Here is a 14,948-nt window from a genome sequence, read left to right on the forward strand (position 1 = left end):
GGCAGATTGTCCACTCATCTACGTAACTCTTGCACAACTCGCCCAGGTAAATCGAGAGTTAGTGGCATGAGTGATGTCTTTCCGGTCAACGGCATGGATGCAGTGGTCTTCGCCGTAGGCAACGCCAAGCAGGCCGCCCACTACTACTCCACGGCGTTCGGCATGAAGCTGACCGCCTACCGAGGGCCCGAGAACGGCAGCCGGGACGAGGTGGCCTACGTGCTGACCTCGGGCAGCGCCACGTTCGAGTTCCGGGGCGCCGTACGGGCGGGCACCGGGGTGTCCGCGCACGTGGCCGCGCACGGTGACGGAGTCATCGACCTGGCCATCCAGGTGCCGGACGTCGAGGCGGCCTACCAGCACGCCGTCTCGCACGGCGCCCGCGGCCTCGACGAGCCGTACACGGTGGAGGACGAGCACGGCAAGGTCGTGCTCGCGGCGATCGCCACCTACGGCGAGACCCGCCACACGCTCGTCGACAGGTCCAACTACGGCGGCCCCTACCTGCCCGGTTACGTCGCCGCCGAGCCGCTGGTCGCCCCGCCCGCCACCAAGTCCGGCCGGCTCTTCCAGGCCGTCGACCACTGCGTCGGCAACGTGGAGCTCGGCAAGATGGACGAGTGGGTGGAGTTCTACCGCAACGTCATGGGCTTCACGAACATGGCCGAGTTCGTCGGCGACGACATCGCCACCGAATACTCGGCGCTGATGTCCAAGGTCGTGGCCGACGGCACCCGCAAGGTCAAGTTCCCGCTCAACGAGCCGGCCGTCAGCCGCAGGAAGTCGCAGATCGACGAGTACCTGGAGTTCTACGGCGGCCCCGGCGTGCAGCACATCGCGCTGGCCACCAACGACATCCTGACCACCGTCGACCACATGCGGGCGGCCGGGGTGGAGTTCCTCGACACCCCCGACTCCTACTACGAGGACCCGGAGCTGCGGGCCCGCATCGGCAACGTGCGTGCGCCGATCGAGGAGCTGCACAAGCGCAAGATCCTCGTCGACCGCGACGAGGACGGCTACCTGCTGCAGATCTTCACCAAGCCGGTGCAGGACCGCCCGACGGTATTCTTCGAGCTCATCGAGCGCCACGGCTCGCTCGGTTTCGGCAAGGGCAACTTCAAGGCGCTGTTCGAGGCCATCGAGCGCGAGCAGGAGCGCAGGGGCAACCTCTGAACCGGTGGTGATCAGCGGCTCCTTCGTGGATGCTTACGTTACGTAAGTTGACGATCACGAAGGGGAGCCGCGTCATGAGGCACACCAGGAGGCGGGCCGCGGCGCTGGCCGCCCTGATGAGCGTGCTCGCGTGCGGGCCGTCCGACGGGGCGGCCCGCGACGAGGGCCCGGCGGGGGCCCGGGCGGGCGCGGCGGGCATCGGCGACGCCGACTTCCCCACCGACGGCAACGGCGGCTACGACGTCGCCCACTACGCGCTCAAGCTCGGCTACACGCCCGCGAGCAAGCAGCTCGACGGCGAGGCCACGATCCGCGCCACGGCCACGGCGCCGCTGTCGCGGTTCAACCTCGACCTCAGGGGCCTCACCGTGCACGGGGTCTGGGTCGACGGGACCGCCGCCACGTTCACCCGGGCCGGCGACGAGCTCACGGTCGTCCCGGCCCGCCCGCTGGCCCGCGGCGTGCCGTTCATCGCCAGGGTCTCCTACTCCGGAGTGCCCGAGCCGGTGCGCAACTCCACCAACCTGGGCACCTACGGCTTCGTCCCGACCCCCGACGGGGCGTTCGTGGCGTGCGAGCCCAACGGCGCCAAGACCTGGTTCCCCGGCAACGACCACCCCGCCGACAAGGCGGCCTTCGACTTCGAGATCACCGTGCCCGAGGGCGTGACCGCGCTGGCCAACGGCGAGCTGCGCGGCGAGCCGCGCACCAGCGAGGGCAGGACGACGTTCCGGTGGCGCGAGACGCACCCGATGACCACCTACCTGGCCACCGCCACCATCGGGAAGTTCCACCTCAAGAAGGGCACCACGACGGGCGGCATCCCCAACCTGGCGGCCGTCGACCCCAGGTTCCGCTCCACGCTGGAGAAGTTCCACCGGGTCTCGGGCGAGATCACCGACTACTGGAGCACGGTCTTCGGCCCCTACCCGTTCGGCTCGACCGGGGGCGTGGTCGACGACTTCTCCGCCGGCTACGCGCTGGAGAACCAGACCAAGCCGATCTACGGCGGCTTCGAGCCCGACGACGGCATCATCGCGCACGAGCTGGCCCACCAGTGGTTCGGCAACAGCCTCAGCATCAAGCGGTGGAAGGACCTGTGGCTCAACGAGGGCTTCGCCACCTACGCCGAGTGGCTGTGGTCGGAACACAAGGGCCGGCGCACCGCCGACGCCCTGTTCGCCTCCTACCACGCCCGCCCGGCCACCGACCCGATCTGGTCCTACCCGCCCGGCCGGGCCAGGCCCGCCGACCTGTTCAACGAGTCCGTCTACACGCGGGGCGGCATGACGCTGCACGCGCTGCGCCGGGCCATCGGCGACCGGACGTTCTTCACCCTGCTCAAGACCTGGGCCGCCGAGCACCGCTACGGCAGCGTCACCACCGAGCAGTTCGTGGCGCTGGCCGAACGCCTGTCGGGCAAGCAGCTCGACGCGCTCTTCGACGCCTGGCTCTTCCAGCCGCGCCGCCCGGCATGATCTTCTTGCCGCACTTCGGGCATCGAAGTATGGTGCCCGCATGCCGAAGGGATCGACGGGCCTGAGCGAGCAGGCTTACTTCGTGCTCGCCTCGCTCCTCGACGGGCCGCTCCACGGGCACGCGATTCTCAAGCGGGTGGTGGAGCTGTCCGACGGCCGGATCACGCTGGCGGTCGGCACCCTCTACGGCGCGCTCGACCGGCTCGCGGCCAACGGCGTCATCGAGGTCGAGCGCGAGGAGATCGTCAACGGCCGCAAGCGCCGCTACTTCCGCATCACCGACGACGGCACCGGCCTGGTCCAGGCCGAGGCCCGGCGCATGCAGCAGGCCGCCGCCGTGGTGACCCGGCGGCACCTGGGGGCGACGGCGGGATGAGCCCGCTGGAGCGGCACTACCGGTTACTCCTGCGGGCCTACCCTTCCGGCTACCGCTCCGACCACGGCGACGAGCTGCTCGACGTGCTCCTCGACGCCGCCGGACCGGGCCGGGCCCGCCCGCCGGCGCGCGAGGCGGGCGCCCTGCTGCTGGGCGGGATGCGCGCCCGGCTCACCGAGTCGGCCGTCGGCCCGGCCTGGGCCGACGGCCTGCATCTCGGCGTGCTGGCGCTGTCGCTGGTCAACCTGGCCGCGCTGATCCCGTACACGGCCGAGACCGGCCTGTGGACGGCGCTGGCGGCGCTCGGCTTCCTCGCCGTCCTGCGCGGCCGCGTCGGGCTCGCGCTGCCGGTCATGATGCTCACCGGCAGCAAGGCCGTGGCGGTCACGCTCGGGCAGCCCTGGCTCGACCGCACGCTCCTGCCGGTCTTCCCGGGCGGCCCGTGGGCGGACGGCCCCGCCCTGTACGGCAACGCCGGGCCGGTCGCCACGGCCACCTCCGGCGCGCTGGTGGTGCTGGGGCTGCTCGTGCTGGCCGCACGAGGCGAACGGCCACGGCCGCGGTCGTGGTGGTGGCTGGCCGTCCTGCCGGTGGCCGCCGGGCTGGACCCCGGCTGGGACGACCTGGCGAGCCCGAGCGCGCAGACCGTCGTCCGGGTCGTCCTGGAGACGGCCCTGCTGGTGACCGCCGTCTACGCGGGCCGCCTGACACGCGACGGCCGCTGGGCGATCGCCGCCGCCGTCTACCTGCTGCCGGCCACGGCGGTGCTCGGCGAGCACCTGTCCCTGGCCTCCCGCCAGGAGATCGCCCACTGGGCGCTGCTGGCCGTCCTCACCGCGGCCTCGGCGGTCGCCCCGGCGACCGCGCGGCGAAGGCTCGTCCTGTGAGGGTCCTCGCGCTCGTCGTGCTCCTCGCCCTGGCCGGCTGTGCGGTCTCCAGCGCCGAGGCCGGCGGCACCGGCAAGCGGTGGCGCTGGGAGAGCCTGAAGGCCGCCTGCATGGCCGAGCGCGGCTTCAAGTACGAGATGTGGGTGCCGGACCGCACGCTGACGGCCGAAGCCCTGAGGCGCGCCGACGGCCACTACGCGTCGATGCGGCGGCACCGGGAGAAGTACGGCCACGGCGTCTTCTCCGGCTACGTCCACCGCACCACGCAGGAGGCCGGGGGTGTGGACCTGCACCCCTCCTTCCCCAACGACCGGTACATCTCGGCCCTGTCCGCCAGCCAGCAGACGGCCTACCACCAGGCCGACCAGGAGTGCTTCACCCGCGCGGTCAAGGCCGTGCTCGGCAGGGACGTCACCGCCGTCGACGACCTGCACCGGCTGCACGGGGCGGCGCACCGGGCCCTCGACGAGCGCGAGTTCGACAGCGACCCCCGGCTCGTGGCCCTGGCCCGCGACTACGCGGCGTGCCTGCGCGCGAAGGGATACCCGGTGTCCACGGAGAAGCCGAGCCAGATCAGCCACCTGGAGGAGGAGCGCTTCCGGGCCAAGCTGTCGGCGCTGGGCCGGGAGCAGAACCCCGGCGCCGAGCCCGGCATGGAGTTCATGCCTGCGCTCACCCGCGAGGAGGCCATGCCCTACCTGCGCGAGGAGATCGACTCCGCGCTCGACGACCTCGAATGCGGCAAGGAGTTCTTCCCCGCCTACCACCCCCGGCACCGGGCCGCCACGGACCGGCTCCGGGACGAGTGGGGTCTGGGCTCCTAGCGCTCCTCCGTCAGCACCAGGGCCGCCGCCCCCACCAGCCCGGCCTCCTGGCCGAGCGCCGCGGGCAGGACGCGCAGGCGGTGGGCGAAGGCCATCCTGGCGTGCTCGCGCAGCGCCTCCTCCAGCGGCCCGAACAGCGGCTCGCCCGCCTGGGACAGCCCACCGCCGATCGTGACCAGGTCCAGGTCGCACAGGTGGGTGGCGGAGGCGATGGCGATGCCGAGCGCCCGCCCGGCCCGGCGCATCGCCGCGAGCGCCACCTCATCCCCGGCCAGGGCGTCGGCGGCCAGCGCCCGGCCGGTCACCGCGCGGTCCTCCCGGTAGAGGCCGTCGCCTGCGGAGGCGGTGCCGGGCGTCCAGCCGCGGGCCAGCGCCCACTCGGTGAGGGCGGGGCCGCGCGCGACGGCCTCCAGGCAGCCGTGGCCGCCGCATCCGCAGGGCGGGCCGCCGTCGGGTTCGACCACGATGTGGCCGATGTGCCCGGCGTTGCCGGTGCCGCCGTCGATGAGCCTGCCGCCGAGGATGAGGCCGCCGCCCACGCCGGTGGACACCACCATGCCGAGCATGTCGGCGACGCCCCGGCCGGCGCCTCGCCAGTGTTCGGCCAGGGCCACGCAGACGGCGTCGTTGTGGATGCGTACGGGAAGGCCGGGGAAGCGGCCGGAAAGCCGGGCGCGCAGCGGGAAGTCGCGCCAGCCGGGGATGTTGAGCGGTGAGACCTCGCCCGAGGGCCAGGTCATCGGGCCGCCGCAGCCGATGCCGACGCCGGTCACGCCGGCGGCGAGCGGTTCGACGAGGCCGGCGAGGGTCTTCCACAGGGTCTCGGCGTCGGCGTCCTGCGGGGTGGCCGCGCGGAGGGTGCGCAGCACGGCGCCGTCGTGGTCCACGTGTGCGGCGGCCATCTTGGTGCCGCCGATGTCGAGGGCGAGGATCACCCGCCGCTCGCCGAGGAGAAGACCAGCACGGAGGCGGTGAAGCCGTGGACGTGGTTGTGGCCGGCGACCGGGCCGACCTCGCCGGCGGCGAAGAAGCCCGCCACGCCGATCGGCCCGAGCGTGTCGCGCAGCGCGACGGGGTCGTGGTCGGCAGTGCCGAACATCGCCGATCCGCGCCCGTTGCAGGAGAACAGCAGCGCCCCGTCGACGCGGCCGAGCTCTTCCCGGTGCGCGTCGAGGACGTCGTACAGGTCCTCGTCGGCGGTGGCGGCGTCGCGCACCTGGAAGCGGACGGTCCGCCCGATGTCCACGATGTCGCCGATGGCCACGGCCTCCCGCTCCGGGTCGATACCGATCACGCCCCTGATGAGGAAGTCGCCGCGTTCGTGCCGTTCGGCGTACTCGTCCATGGCGAGGCCGATCTGCAGCCCGGCGGCGACCAGTTCGCGGTCGTCCTCGTCCAGGTCGCTGACGATGTCCTCCAGTCGGGACAGGGCGGGCTGGCCGGCGAGCTCCAGCAGCAGGTTCTCCTCGCAGCGGGTGACGACCATGCTCGGCCCGATCGGGCGGCAGCCCTGGCTGACCACGGTGCTCACCCGGATGGCGCCGCTGATGAGCACGCCGATGGCGCCCTCGGTGTAGACCTCGCCGTCGGCGAACAGGCGTACCGATCCCCTGCCCTGGAGGCCGTTGGCCAGTCCGCCGACCAGCGGCAGGTCGCCCAGCACCTCCGACGAGCGCTCGACGAACGCGTCGGTGGGGAAGGAGTACGGGTCGGCGAGCAGGATCGCCACGTGGTCGTCGGCCGTCCGCTCGGGCAGCCCGACCACCACGAACCTGTCCTCGGCCGTGAGCGTCTCCAGCGCGAACGTGGTCAGCTCGGCCCCGTCGAGGGTGGCCGCCCACGCGCTCACGGCGGGCGTCAGCTCCACGCCCTGCCCGTCGCCGATCACGCCGGTGGCGCTGCAACCGATCACGTGCGCCTCGGGGGCCATCCGCATCGCCCGCTCCCCCGCCCTGGCGACGTCCTCGGGATCGTCGCCGCAGATGAAGAAGCAGACCAGGTCGGCCTGACCGCTGAGCCTCGCCAGGGCCTGGCCGACAGCCCTCTCCGCGGCTTCGACCAGGTCGGAATCCACGGCGAGGCCGTCGGCGAAGCGGCTCGTCATGACTGCCACGCCTCTCGCCTCCCTCGGCAGGTCCAAGTTCCCTAGGCCCGATTCTCCCCACTAAAGGGACAAGCACGCACACGAACCGCCACGCAATGGTCAAGATCCGAAATCTCCGCCAGATGCGAAACCCCTGCCACTTCGCGCGCCGGGGACGTAGGGTCGATCCCGTGCATCAGCCTCGTATCCTCCGCGAGTTGCGAGAGAGCGGCCACGTTCATCGCACCGTCAAAGCCGAGGTCCGCGAAAACCTGCTGGTCAAGCTCAGAGCGGGCGAGCCCCGTTTTCCCGGCATCGTGGGCTTCGACGACTCCGTCCTGCCCCATCTCGAACGCGCCCTGCTCGCCGGGCACGACCTGGTCCTGCTCGGTGAGCGCGGCCAGGGCAAGACCCGGCTCATCCGCACGGTCACCGGCCTGCTCGACGAGTGGACCCCGGTGGTCGAGGGCTGCGAGATCAACGACCACCCGTACGCGCCCGCCTGCGGACGCTGCCGGGCCCTCGCGGCCGAGCTGGGCGACGAGCTGCCGGTGGCGTGGAAGCACCGCGACGAGCGCTACGGCGAGAAGCTCGCCACCCCCGACACCTCCGTCGGCGACCTGATCGGCGACATCGACCCGATCAAGATCGCCGAGGGGCGCAGGCTGGGCGACCCCGAGACCGTGCACTACGGCCTGGTCCCGCGCACCAACCGGGGCGTCTTCTCCGTCAACGAGCTGCCCGACCTGGCCGAGCGCATCCAGGTGTCGCTGCTCAACGTGCTGGAGGAGCGCGACATCCAGGTCCGCGGCTACAACCTGCGGCTGCCGCTCGACATCCTGCTCATCGCCAGCGCCAACCCCGAGGACTACACCAACAGGGGCCGGATCATCACCCCGCTGAAGGACCGCTTCGGCGCCGAGATCCGCACCCACTACCCGCTCACGATCGAGGACGAGCTGACGCTGATCCGGCAGGAGTCCATGCCGGACATCGGCGCCGACGTCCCGGAGCACCTCGTCGAGGTGATCGCGCGCTTCACCCGGCTGGTCCGCGAGTCCACGGCCGTCGACGCCCGCTCCGGCGTGTCTGCGCGCTTCTCGATCGCCGCCGCCGAGACCGCCGCGGCCTCGGCCGTGCGCAGGGCCGCGATCACCGGCGAGGACCAGGCCGTGACCCGGGTGTGCGACCTGGCGCCGGTCGTCCACAGCCTGCGCGGCAAGGTGGAGTTCGAGGTCAGCGAGGAGGGCAGGGAGACCGAGATCCTGGCCCACCTGCTGCGCCGCGCCACGGCCGAGACGTTCCGCACCCGGCTGGGCGCGATGGACCTGTCGCCGCTGACCGACAAGTTCGCCGAGGGCGCCCAGGTGGAGTCGGGCGAGCTGGTCGCCGCCGGCGAGCTGCTGCGCCGCATCGGCCCCGTCGACGGCCTGGCCAAGATCATGTCGAAGCTCGGCATGGGAGCCGGCGACGAGTCCCCCGGGCACGCGGCGGCGGCGCTGGAGTTCGCGATGGAGGGCCTCTACCTCATGCGCCGGCTGTCGAAGGACGACCTCGACGGAGTCGCCGTCTACCGGACGTGAACATTCGGGCGGTTCCGCACGTCGTAATGGACGACTGACCGTTTCGTCCGGGGGGAACCGCCCATGCGACTGCTCGCCAGCGCCACCACCGCCCTCGCCCTGTGCGCCCTGAGCGCCTACGCCATCCCCGCCTCGGCGGAGACCTCTCCTCAGGTCGTGTACGGCTACGCCTGGTCCGATGGCGCCGGCCACTTGCGCATCCTGCCGCAGTCGGCCACGGCCGTCCGCAAGAGCTACCGGCTCAAGGCCATCCGTGGGGCCAAGGAGCTGCGCCTCGGCTACACCAAGGCCGCCTACCTGCGGGTCGCGGTCGCCTGCGGCCTGAAGGAGACCGAGGGCCGGGTCGCGCTCGACGCCAAGAACTTCGGCCGGACCCGGTGCGGGGCCGCCGACCTGTCCGACAGCCTCGCGTCCGGCCCCGTCGCGGTACGCGTCCACCACACCGGCGGCCAGGCGGTCAAGGTCACCGAGTTCCTGCCGTACCCGTCGAAGCTCAGCGTCGTGCGCGGCACGGTCAAGCGGGCCGGCGACCGGACGCTGCTGTTCACCAGGGGCGGCACGACCGTCAAGCTCGGCTACACGCACGCGCTCGCCTTCAGCCGCGTCACCTCCCGGTGCGGCGCGGGCTGGCTAACCGGCAGGCCGGTCAACGCCGACCGCGACGGCCTGGGCACCAAGCACTGCGGCGCGGGTGACTTCACCGCCGCGCTGAAGAAGCTGCGCCACCCGGTGCTGGTCCAGATCGACTATCAGCCGCGCAGCGGCCAGGTGTTCCAGGTGTGGGAGGTGTTCGGCGACGCATAGCAGGGCATCTCGGGTTAGCGTGGGTGCGTGACGGCCTACCGCTATGGCGAGTACCACGATGGCCCCGACCCCCTGGCCCCGCCGTACGACGTGCGCGCGGCACTCGACGAGATGGGCGACGCCATCCTGTCCGGCTCCACGCCCGTCCACGCCCTGCGCGACCTGCTCAAGCGCGGCCTGCCGGGCGCCCAGGACCGGCGCGGCCTGGACGACATGCTCAGGGAGGTCCGGCGGCGCCGCCGCGACCTTCGTGAGAGCGGCAGGCTCGACGGCACGCTGGAGAAGGCCAGGGCGCTGCTGGACAAGGCCATCGGGCAGGAGCGCGCCGAGCTGTTCCCCGACCCGGCCGACGACGCCCGGCTGCGCGAGGCCGAGCTCGACGCGCTGCCGGACGACACGGCCGGGGCCATCCAGGAGCTGAGCACCTACCGGTGGCGCTCGGAGGCCGCCAGGCAGACCTTCGAGGAGCTGCGCGACCTGCTGCGGCGCGAGGTGCTGGACGCCCAGTTCAGGGGGCTGCGCGAGGCGCTGGCGAACCCCGACCCGGCGGCGATGGAACGGGTCCGCCAGATGATGGCCGACCTGAACGACATGCTGGAGAAGGACGCCCGTGGCGAGCACACGCAGGCGGATTTCGACTCCTTCATGGCGAAATATGGTGACCTCTTTCCGGAGAAGCCGCGCAACCTCGACGAGCTCGTCGACATCCTCGCCCGGCGGGCCGCCGCCACCCAGCGCATGCTCGCCTCGATGACCCCGCGCCAGCGCGAGGAACTCGGCAACCTCATGAGCCAGACCCTCGACCAGGCCGGGCTCGCCGACCAGATGCGGCGGCTCGGCGAGGCCCTGTACGCGCGCCGCCCCGACCTCGCCTGGGACGCCACCGAACGGCTGACCGGCGAGGAGCCCCTGGGCATGGGCGACGCCGTCACCGCCCTGGAGGAGCTGGCCGACCTCAGCGGGCTGGAGAGCGCGCTGCGCCAGGACTACCCCGGGGCCCGGCTCGACGACATCGACGAGGCCGCCGTGCGCCGCGCCCTCGGCCGCTCGGCGGTCGACGACCTCGAAGCGCTCAAGCGCATCGAACGGGAGTTGGAGGAGCAGGGCTACCTGCTGCGCCGCCGCGGCAAGCTGGAGCTCACGCCCAAGGCGGTGCGGCGGCTCGGCGAGACCGCGCTGCGCCGCGTCTTCTCCTCGCTCGACGCCGGCCGCCGCGGCGACCACGACCAGCACGACGCGGGCTCGGCGGGCGAGCTCACCGGGTCGTCCCGGCCGTGGCGCTTCGGCGACGAGCAGCCCGTCGACGTCGTCCGCACCCTGGTCAACGCCGTCCGCGCCGGCGGCCTGCGTACGGACCCGGCAGGCGGAGGGCGTACGGCGGTGAAGCTGTCCGTGGACGACTTCGAGGTGGCCGAGACCGAGCGGCGCAGCGCCGCCGCCGTCTGCCTGCTCGTCGACCTGTCCTACTCGATGGCCCTGCGCGGCACGTGGGCCGCCGCCAAGCAGACCGCGCTCGCCCTGCAGGCCCTGGTCGCCTCCAAGTTCCCGCAGGACGCCGTGCAGATCATCGGCTTCTCCAACTACGCCCGCGTGCTGCAGCCCGACGAGCTGGCCGGGCTCGACTGGGACATGGTCCAGGGCACCAACCTGCACCACGCGCTGCTGATCGCCGGGCGGCACCTCGACCGCCACCCCGACTTCGAGCCCGTCGTGCTCGTCGTCACCGACGGCGAGCCGACCGCGCACCTGCTGCGCAACGGCCGCTCGGCGTTCGAGTGGCCGCCCTCGCCGGAGACGCTGGAGCTCACGCTGGCCGAGGTCGACAAGATGACCAGGCGCCGGGCCACGATCAACGTCTTCATGCTGGCCGGGGACGACCGGCTCAAGGAGTTCGTCGACGAGGTGGCGCGGCGCAACGGCGGGCGCGTCTTCTCGCCCAGCGCCGACCGGCTCGGCGAGTACGTGGTGAGCGACTTCCTGCGGGTGCGACGGGCGCGTTAGGCCTCGACGAGCCGCGCGTAGAAGTCGAGCGCGACGTCGAACCCGTCACGGCAGTTGCGGTGCGAGCGGTAGCAGGGCCGCCAGGCGCTGCTCGCGCCCACCCCGGCGCGGGCGTCCGCGAGCGCCGCGGGCACCCGCTCCGGCCGGGGCAGCAGCCCGCCGCCGAGATAGCGGACGCCGGACAGCTCCGTGTGCTGACCCGGGGCGCCGGAGACGAAGCGGCCCAGCCGCCAGCCGCTCTCCTCGTCCCACACCAGCGCGGCGCCGTCGGCGAGCCTGACGGTCGCCTCACGCGGCTCGCACGGGCCCTCCCACCAGCCGTCGGCCTCGGCGCCGAGCAGCCCGACGACCCGGCGCACGTAGCAGACCGGCTGCTGCAGCCACTCGTCGGAATACGGCTCGACGTGCTTGATGGCCACGGACGGCACCCCCTTGTGCCCAAACGGTAAGGAAAGACCAGCGGCCATCCACCTTACCCGGGGCGAACTTATTCCGTTGCCAGGCCGTCTAGTCATTACGGACGATATTTACGTCCGGCGGATTCACATCCGGCAGGGGGAAAGGAGGGGTGTCCCATGCTCGCCATGATTGTCCTGATCCTGGTGATGGTCGTCACCATCGCCGTCACCGAGCTCATCATGCTCGGCTCCCCTGACGGCAAAGAGAGTGTCGAGTCCCCCACCGAGATCGTCGGCGACTAGTCTCTTCCGCATGACGGACCTGCTTCTGTGGCTGCACATCGGTTTCGCGATCTTCACGATCGGGCCGATCACCGCCGCCACCCACGCCGCGCCGCGCGCGATCCGTACGAAGAACGTGCCCGTCGTCCGCACCATCCAGCGCATGACCAGGATCTACAGCGTCGGCTCGCTGGGCGTGCTGGTCTTCGGCATCGTGCTCGGCGTGGTGATGGGCGGCGGGCTGCTCGGCGCCTGGTACATGACGGCGTCGATGACGCTGTTCATCGTCGCCATCGTGCTGCTCGTCATCGTCGACCGCGACCTGCGCGGCGCCGTCCAGGCCCTGGAGAGCGAGGCCGCGGACGACGACGCGAAGGTGCAGGTCGGCCGGATCGCCGCCATCAGCGGCCTGCTGACCGTGATCTGGCTGGTGATCCTCTTCCTGATGGTCGTGCCGGGCAGCTAGCCGAGCGCCCGCGTCAGGTCGGCGAGCAGGTCGTCGATCGTCTCGATGCCGACCGACAGGCGCACCAGGTCGCCGGGCACCTCCAGGGGCGAGCCCGCCGCCGAGGCGTGCGTCATCCGGCCCGGGTGCTCGATGAGCGACTCCACGCCGCCCAGCGACTCGCCGAGCGTGAACAGCTCGGTCCGGTCGCAGATCGCGACGGCCTCCTCCTCACCGCCCGCCACCCGGAACGACACCATGCCGCCGAACCGCTTCATCTGCTTGGCGGCGATCTCGTGGCCGGGGTGCTCGGCCAGCCCCGGATAGAGCACCTGCGTCACGCGCGGGTGCGCGAGCAGCAGGTCCACGACCCGCTCGGCGTTGTCGCAGTGGCGGTCCATCCGCACGCCCAGCGTCTTGAGCCCGCGCAGCGTCAGCCAGGCGTCGAACGGCCCGGCCACCGCGCCCATCGCGTTCTGGTGGTAGGCGAGCTCGTCGCCGAGCCCCCGGTCGCGGGCGATCAGCGCACCGCCGACGACGTCGGAGTGGCCGCCCACGTACTTGGTCGTCGAGTGCACGACCACGTCCGCGCCCAGCGAGAGCGGCTGCTGGAGGTACGGCGAGGCGAAGGTGTTGTCGACGACCAGGAGCGAGCCGTTGTCGTGGGCGAGCTGGGCGAGCGCGGCGATGTCGGCGATGCCGAGCAGCGGGTTGGTCGGCGTCTCGACCCACACGACCCGCGTCTTCTGCGTCATCGCCGCGGCCACCGCGTCGAGGTCGCCCAGCGGGACCGGGTCGTAGTGCAGGTCCCAGCGCTCGTTCACCTTGGCGAACAGCCGGTAGGTGCCGCCGTAGGCGTCGTTGGGGATGATCACGTGATCCTGGGGCTTGCACACAGCGCGCAGCAGCGTGTCCTCGGCGGCCAGCCCGGAGGCGAACGCCAGCCCGCGCGCCCCGCCCTCCACTGCGGCCAGCGCCTCTTCCAGGGCGGTCCTGGTCGGGTTGGCCGACCTGCTGTACTCGTAGCCGGAGCGCAGGCCGCCCACGCCGTCCTGCTTGTAGGTGGACGTGGCGTATATCGGGGGCACCACGGCGCCGGTCACGGGGTCAGGCTCCTGACCTGCGTGGATCGCCAGGGTTTCGAAACCGTTGGTCATACGGCCACGGTAACGGACGCGGCGCGCCGTTCCTCCTCCCGCTCCTGGGGTGGGGCGACGTGGATGTGCCTGCCGCTCTGCCCCTGGGCTTCCTCGCCGTTGATGCGCGACAGCAGGACCGGGTCCGACAGCGCCAGCAGCACCCCGATGACCAGCCCCACACCCAGCAGTACGAATCCGATGAAGACCATGCCTCCATGCTGCGCCGCGCGCCCCCGCCGCCACCTCGGCTGAAGGGCCGGTCCCTCGGCCCCGGGGTCGGCCGATCGGTCGATACGAGCTGTCCGACTTGCGGCTTAGGCTCAAGGCCGTGGGGGAATCCAAACGCGCCGTCTACTGGATCCGCCGGCTGAGCGAGATCGCGATGCTCGGCTGGCTGGGCATGATGCTCATGCTCGACCTGGTCATCGCCGTCGGCGCGGGCGGGCTGCAGTTCCTCGCCGTGCTGTGCGGCGTCGCCGGCATCACCGCCGTGGTGCTGCGCCGCCGCTACCGCATCGAGTCCTACGCCGCCCTGCTCGGCCTGTCGTTCCTGTCCTCGCTGATCCTCTCGCTCGACGGCGTCCAGGGCGTGCCCGGCACCGCCGAGACCGGCGCGATGCTCATCCTGATCATCGGCGTGCTCCGCCATGTCGAACCCGTGCGCAACGCCGCCATCCTCGCCTGCGCCGGACTGGTCGTCCTGATGGCCGAGACGATCTGGCGCTCCGGGGGCAACGAGGCGTTCGTCTTCTCCTTCATGCTGTTCGTCGGCTGGTCGACGGTCGCGGGGGCCGGCGGCTACCTGCGCTTCCAGCAGGAACGCCGCAACGAGGCCGTCCACTCCGTACGCCGCGCCGAACGGCTGGAGCTCGCCCGGGAGCTGCACGACCTGGTCGCCCACCACATCACCGGCATCGTCGTGCAGGCCCAGGCCGCCCGCACCGTCGCGCAGACCAGCCCGGACGCCGTCGTGCCCGCCCTCGACGCCATCGCATCCGCCGGCAGCGAGGCGCTCACCTCGATGCGCCGCATGGTCACGGTCCTGCGCGCTGAGGAGGCCTCGCGCACCCCCGGCACCTCGCTGGGCGACCTGCGGCTGCTCACCGAGCGGTTCTCGGCGGAGGGGCCGAAGGTCGCCTTCGAGATCGGGCCCGGGCTCGGCGACGGCACGCTGGCGCCCGAGGTGATCACGACGCTGCACCGGGTGCTGCTGGAGGCGCTCACCAACGTCCGCAAGCACGCGCCGCACACGCGGTGGATCGAGGCGTCGCTCAAGCGGTACGAGGCCGCCGTGGTGCTGCGGGTGCGCAACTACGGCTCCGCCGCCGACCCCCGCGTGGCCCGGCTGGGCGGCGGCTTCGGGCTGGTCGGCATGGCCGAGCGCGTCGAGGCTCTCGGCGGCCGCCTCCGCGCCGGCCCCACCCCCCAGGGCGCCTGGGAAGTCCTGGCCGAGTTCCCCACCTGAGCCCCCG

Annotated in this window: 16 protein-coding genes; 11 read left to right on the forward strand and 5 right to left on the reverse strand. The window is 72.1% G+C overall.

What is annotated here, in order from left to right:
- Positions 1 to 66 precede the first annotated feature (66 nt).
- The 5 genes from hppD to KME80_RS13875 all read left to right on the forward strand — a co-directional run bounded on the left by hppD (position 67) and on the right by KME80_RS13875 (position 4,741).
- Positions 67 to 1,176 carry a 4-hydroxyphenylpyruvate dioxygenase gene (hppD, locus tag KME80_RS13855; protein WP_219505019.1) on the forward strand — a complete coding sequence of 370 codons (1,110 nt, stop codon included), beginning with the start codon at positions 67 to 69 and terminating at the stop codon, positions 1,174 to 1,176.
- Positions 1,177 to 1,250: 74 nt separating this feature from the next.
- Positions 1,251 to 2,654, forward strand: coding sequence for a M1 family metallopeptidase (locus KME80_RS13860; RefSeq protein ID WP_219505020.1), 1,404 nt, complete (start codon positions 1,251 to 1,253; stop codon positions 2,652 to 2,654).
- A 40-nt stretch (positions 2,655 to 2,694) separates the two neighbouring features.
- Positions 2,695 to 3,030, forward strand: a complete 336-nt coding sequence (locus KME80_RS13865; protein ID WP_219505021.1) for a PadR family transcriptional regulator — start codon at positions 2,695 to 2,697, stop codon at positions 3,028 to 3,030.
- On the forward strand, positions 3,027 to 3,917 hold the full coding sequence (locus KME80_RS13870) for a hypothetical protein (RefSeq protein WP_219505023.1): 891 nt from the start codon (positions 3,027 to 3,029) through the stop codon (positions 3,915 to 3,917). The genes KME80_RS13865 and KME80_RS13870 overlap by 4 nt, the downstream gene beginning before the upstream one ends.
- Complete coding sequence (locus KME80_RS13875; RefSeq protein ID WP_219505025.1) at positions 3,914 to 4,741, forward strand: hypothetical protein; 828 nt, start codon at positions 3,914 to 3,916, stop codon at positions 4,739 to 4,741. The genes KME80_RS13870 and KME80_RS13875 overlap by 4 nt, the downstream gene beginning before the upstream one ends.
- Here the strand turns inward: KME80_RS13875 and KME80_RS13880 are convergent.
- Positions 4,738 to 5,676, reverse strand: a complete 939-nt coding sequence (locus tag KME80_RS13880) for an ROK family protein (RefSeq protein WP_219505027.1) — start codon at positions 5,674 to 5,676, stop codon at positions 4,738 to 4,740. The genes KME80_RS13875 and KME80_RS13880 overlap by 4 nt on opposite strands.
- Positions 5,673 to 6,845, reverse strand: a complete 1,173-nt coding sequence (locus KME80_RS13885; protein ID WP_219505112.1) for an FIST signal transduction protein — start codon at positions 6,843 to 6,845, stop codon at positions 5,673 to 5,675. Before KME80_RS13885 ends, KME80_RS13880 begins: the two co-directional genes overlap by 4 nt.
- Before the next feature lie 122 nt (positions 6,846 to 6,967).
- On the opposite strand from KME80_RS13885, the gene KME80_RS13890 reads away from it, so the two are divergent.
- The 3 genes from KME80_RS13890 (at position 6,968) to KME80_RS13900 (ending at position 11,212) form a co-directional block, all read left to right on the forward strand.
- Complete coding sequence (locus tag KME80_RS13890) at positions 6,968 to 8,407, forward strand: sigma 54-interacting transcriptional regulator (protein ID WP_219505029.1); 1,440 nt, start codon at positions 6,968 to 6,970, stop codon at positions 8,405 to 8,407.
- Between the two features lie 63 nt (positions 8,408 to 8,470).
- The gene (locus KME80_RS13895) at positions 8,471 to 9,211 is read left to right on the forward strand and encodes a hypothetical protein (protein ID WP_219505031.1); all 741 of its coding nucleotides are present in this window, start codon (positions 8,471 to 8,473) and stop codon (positions 9,209 to 9,211) included.
- Positions 9,212 to 9,238: 27 nt separating this feature from the next.
- Positions 9,239 to 11,212 (forward strand): vWA domain-containing protein, encoded by a 1,974-nt coding sequence (locus tag KME80_RS13900; RefSeq protein WP_219505033.1) that lies wholly within the window; start codon positions 9,239 to 9,241, stop codon positions 11,210 to 11,212.
- On the opposite strand, the gene KME80_RS13905 is transcribed toward KME80_RS13900, so the two are convergent.
- Positions 11,209 to 11,631, reverse strand: coding sequence for a DUF6292 family protein (locus KME80_RS13905; protein ID WP_308125750.1), 423 nt, complete (start codon positions 11,629 to 11,631; stop codon positions 11,209 to 11,211). The two genes, KME80_RS13900 and KME80_RS13905, sit on opposite strands and share 4 nt — an antisense overlap.
- A gap of 156 nt (positions 11,632 to 11,787) precedes the next feature.
- Here KME80_RS13905 and KME80_RS51800 point away from each other — a divergent pair, with 156 nt between their 5' ends.
- On the forward strand, positions 11,788 to 11,913 hold the full coding sequence (locus tag KME80_RS51800) for a hypothetical protein (protein ID WP_281426989.1): 126 nt from the start codon (positions 11,788 to 11,790) through the stop codon (positions 11,911 to 11,913).
- A 10-nt stretch (positions 11,914 to 11,923) separates the two neighbouring features.
- On the forward strand, positions 11,924 to 12,358 hold the full coding sequence (locus tag KME80_RS13910) for a DUF2269 family protein (protein WP_219505036.1): 435 nt from the start codon (positions 11,924 to 11,926) through the stop codon (positions 12,356 to 12,358).
- Here the strand turns inward: KME80_RS13910 and KME80_RS13915 are convergent.
- Entirely contained in the window at positions 12,355 to 13,494 is a 1,140-nt protein-coding gene (locus KME80_RS13915; protein ID WP_219505038.1) for a cystathionine gamma-synthase, read from the reverse strand. The genes KME80_RS13910 and KME80_RS13915 overlap by 4 nt on opposite strands.
- On the reverse strand, positions 13,491 to 13,685 hold the full coding sequence (locus KME80_RS13920) for a hypothetical protein (RefSeq protein ID WP_219505040.1): 195 nt from the start codon (positions 13,683 to 13,685) through the stop codon (positions 13,491 to 13,493). The genes KME80_RS13915 and KME80_RS13920 overlap by 4 nt, the downstream gene beginning before the upstream one ends.
- A gap of 119 nt (positions 13,686 to 13,804) precedes the next feature.
- Here KME80_RS13920 and KME80_RS13925 point away from each other — a divergent pair, with 119 nt between their 5' ends.
- A complete protein-coding gene (locus KME80_RS13925) occupies positions 13,805 to 14,941 on the forward strand; it encodes a sensor histidine kinase (RefSeq protein ID WP_219505042.1) in 1,137 nt (378 codons plus the stop codon).
- Positions 14,942 to 14,948: the final 7 nt, after the last annotated feature.

This window comes from Nonomuraea ceibae (genome assembly GCF_019396325.1).
GTDB lineage: Bacteria > Actinomycetota > Actinomycetes > Streptosporangiales > Streptosporangiaceae > Nonomuraea > Nonomuraea ceibae.

What these genes read in the sequence shown, in the direction of transcription:
- hppD (WP_219505019.1), top strand. Translation starts at nt 67, where the DNA reads ATGAGTGATGTCTTTCCGGTCAACGGCATGGATGCAGTGGTCTTCGCC.
- KME80_RS13860 (WP_219505020.1), top strand. Translation starts at nt 1,251, where the DNA reads ATGAGGCACACCAGGAGGCGGGCCGCGGCGCTGGCCGCCCTGATGAGC.
- KME80_RS13865 (WP_219505021.1), top strand. Translation starts at nt 2,695, where the DNA reads ATGCCGAAGGGATCGACGGGCCTGAGCGAGCAGGCTTACTTCGTGCTC.
- KME80_RS13870 (WP_219505023.1), top strand. Translation starts at nt 3,027, where the DNA reads ATGAGCCCGCTGGAGCGGCACTACCGGTTACTCCTGCGGGCCTACCCT.
- KME80_RS13885 (WP_219505112.1), bottom strand. Translation starts at nt 6,845, where the DNA reads ATGACGAGCCGCTTCGCCGACGGCCTCGCCGTGGATTCCGACCTGGTC.
- KME80_RS13890 (WP_219505029.1), top strand. Translation starts at nt 6,968, where the DNA reads ATGCGAAACCCCTGCCACTTCGCGCGCCGGGGACGTAGGGTCGATCCC.
- KME80_RS13895 (WP_219505031.1), top strand. Translation starts at nt 8,471, where the DNA reads ATGCGACTGCTCGCCAGCGCCACCACCGCCCTCGCCCTGTGCGCCCTG.
- KME80_RS51800 (WP_281426989.1), top strand. Translation starts at nt 11,788, where the DNA reads ATGCTCGCCATGATTGTCCTGATCCTGGTGATGGTCGTCACCATCGCC.
- KME80_RS13910 (WP_219505036.1), top strand. Translation starts at nt 11,924, where the DNA reads ATGACGGACCTGCTTCTGTGGCTGCACATCGGTTTCGCGATCTTCACG.
- KME80_RS13915 (WP_219505038.1), bottom strand. Translation starts at nt 13,494, where the DNA reads ATGACCAACGGTTTCGAAACCCTGGCGATCCACGCAGGTCAGGAGCCT.
- KME80_RS13920 (WP_219505040.1), bottom strand. Translation starts at nt 13,685, where the DNA reads ATGGTCTTCATCGGATTCGTACTGCTGGGTGTGGGGCTGGTCATCGGG.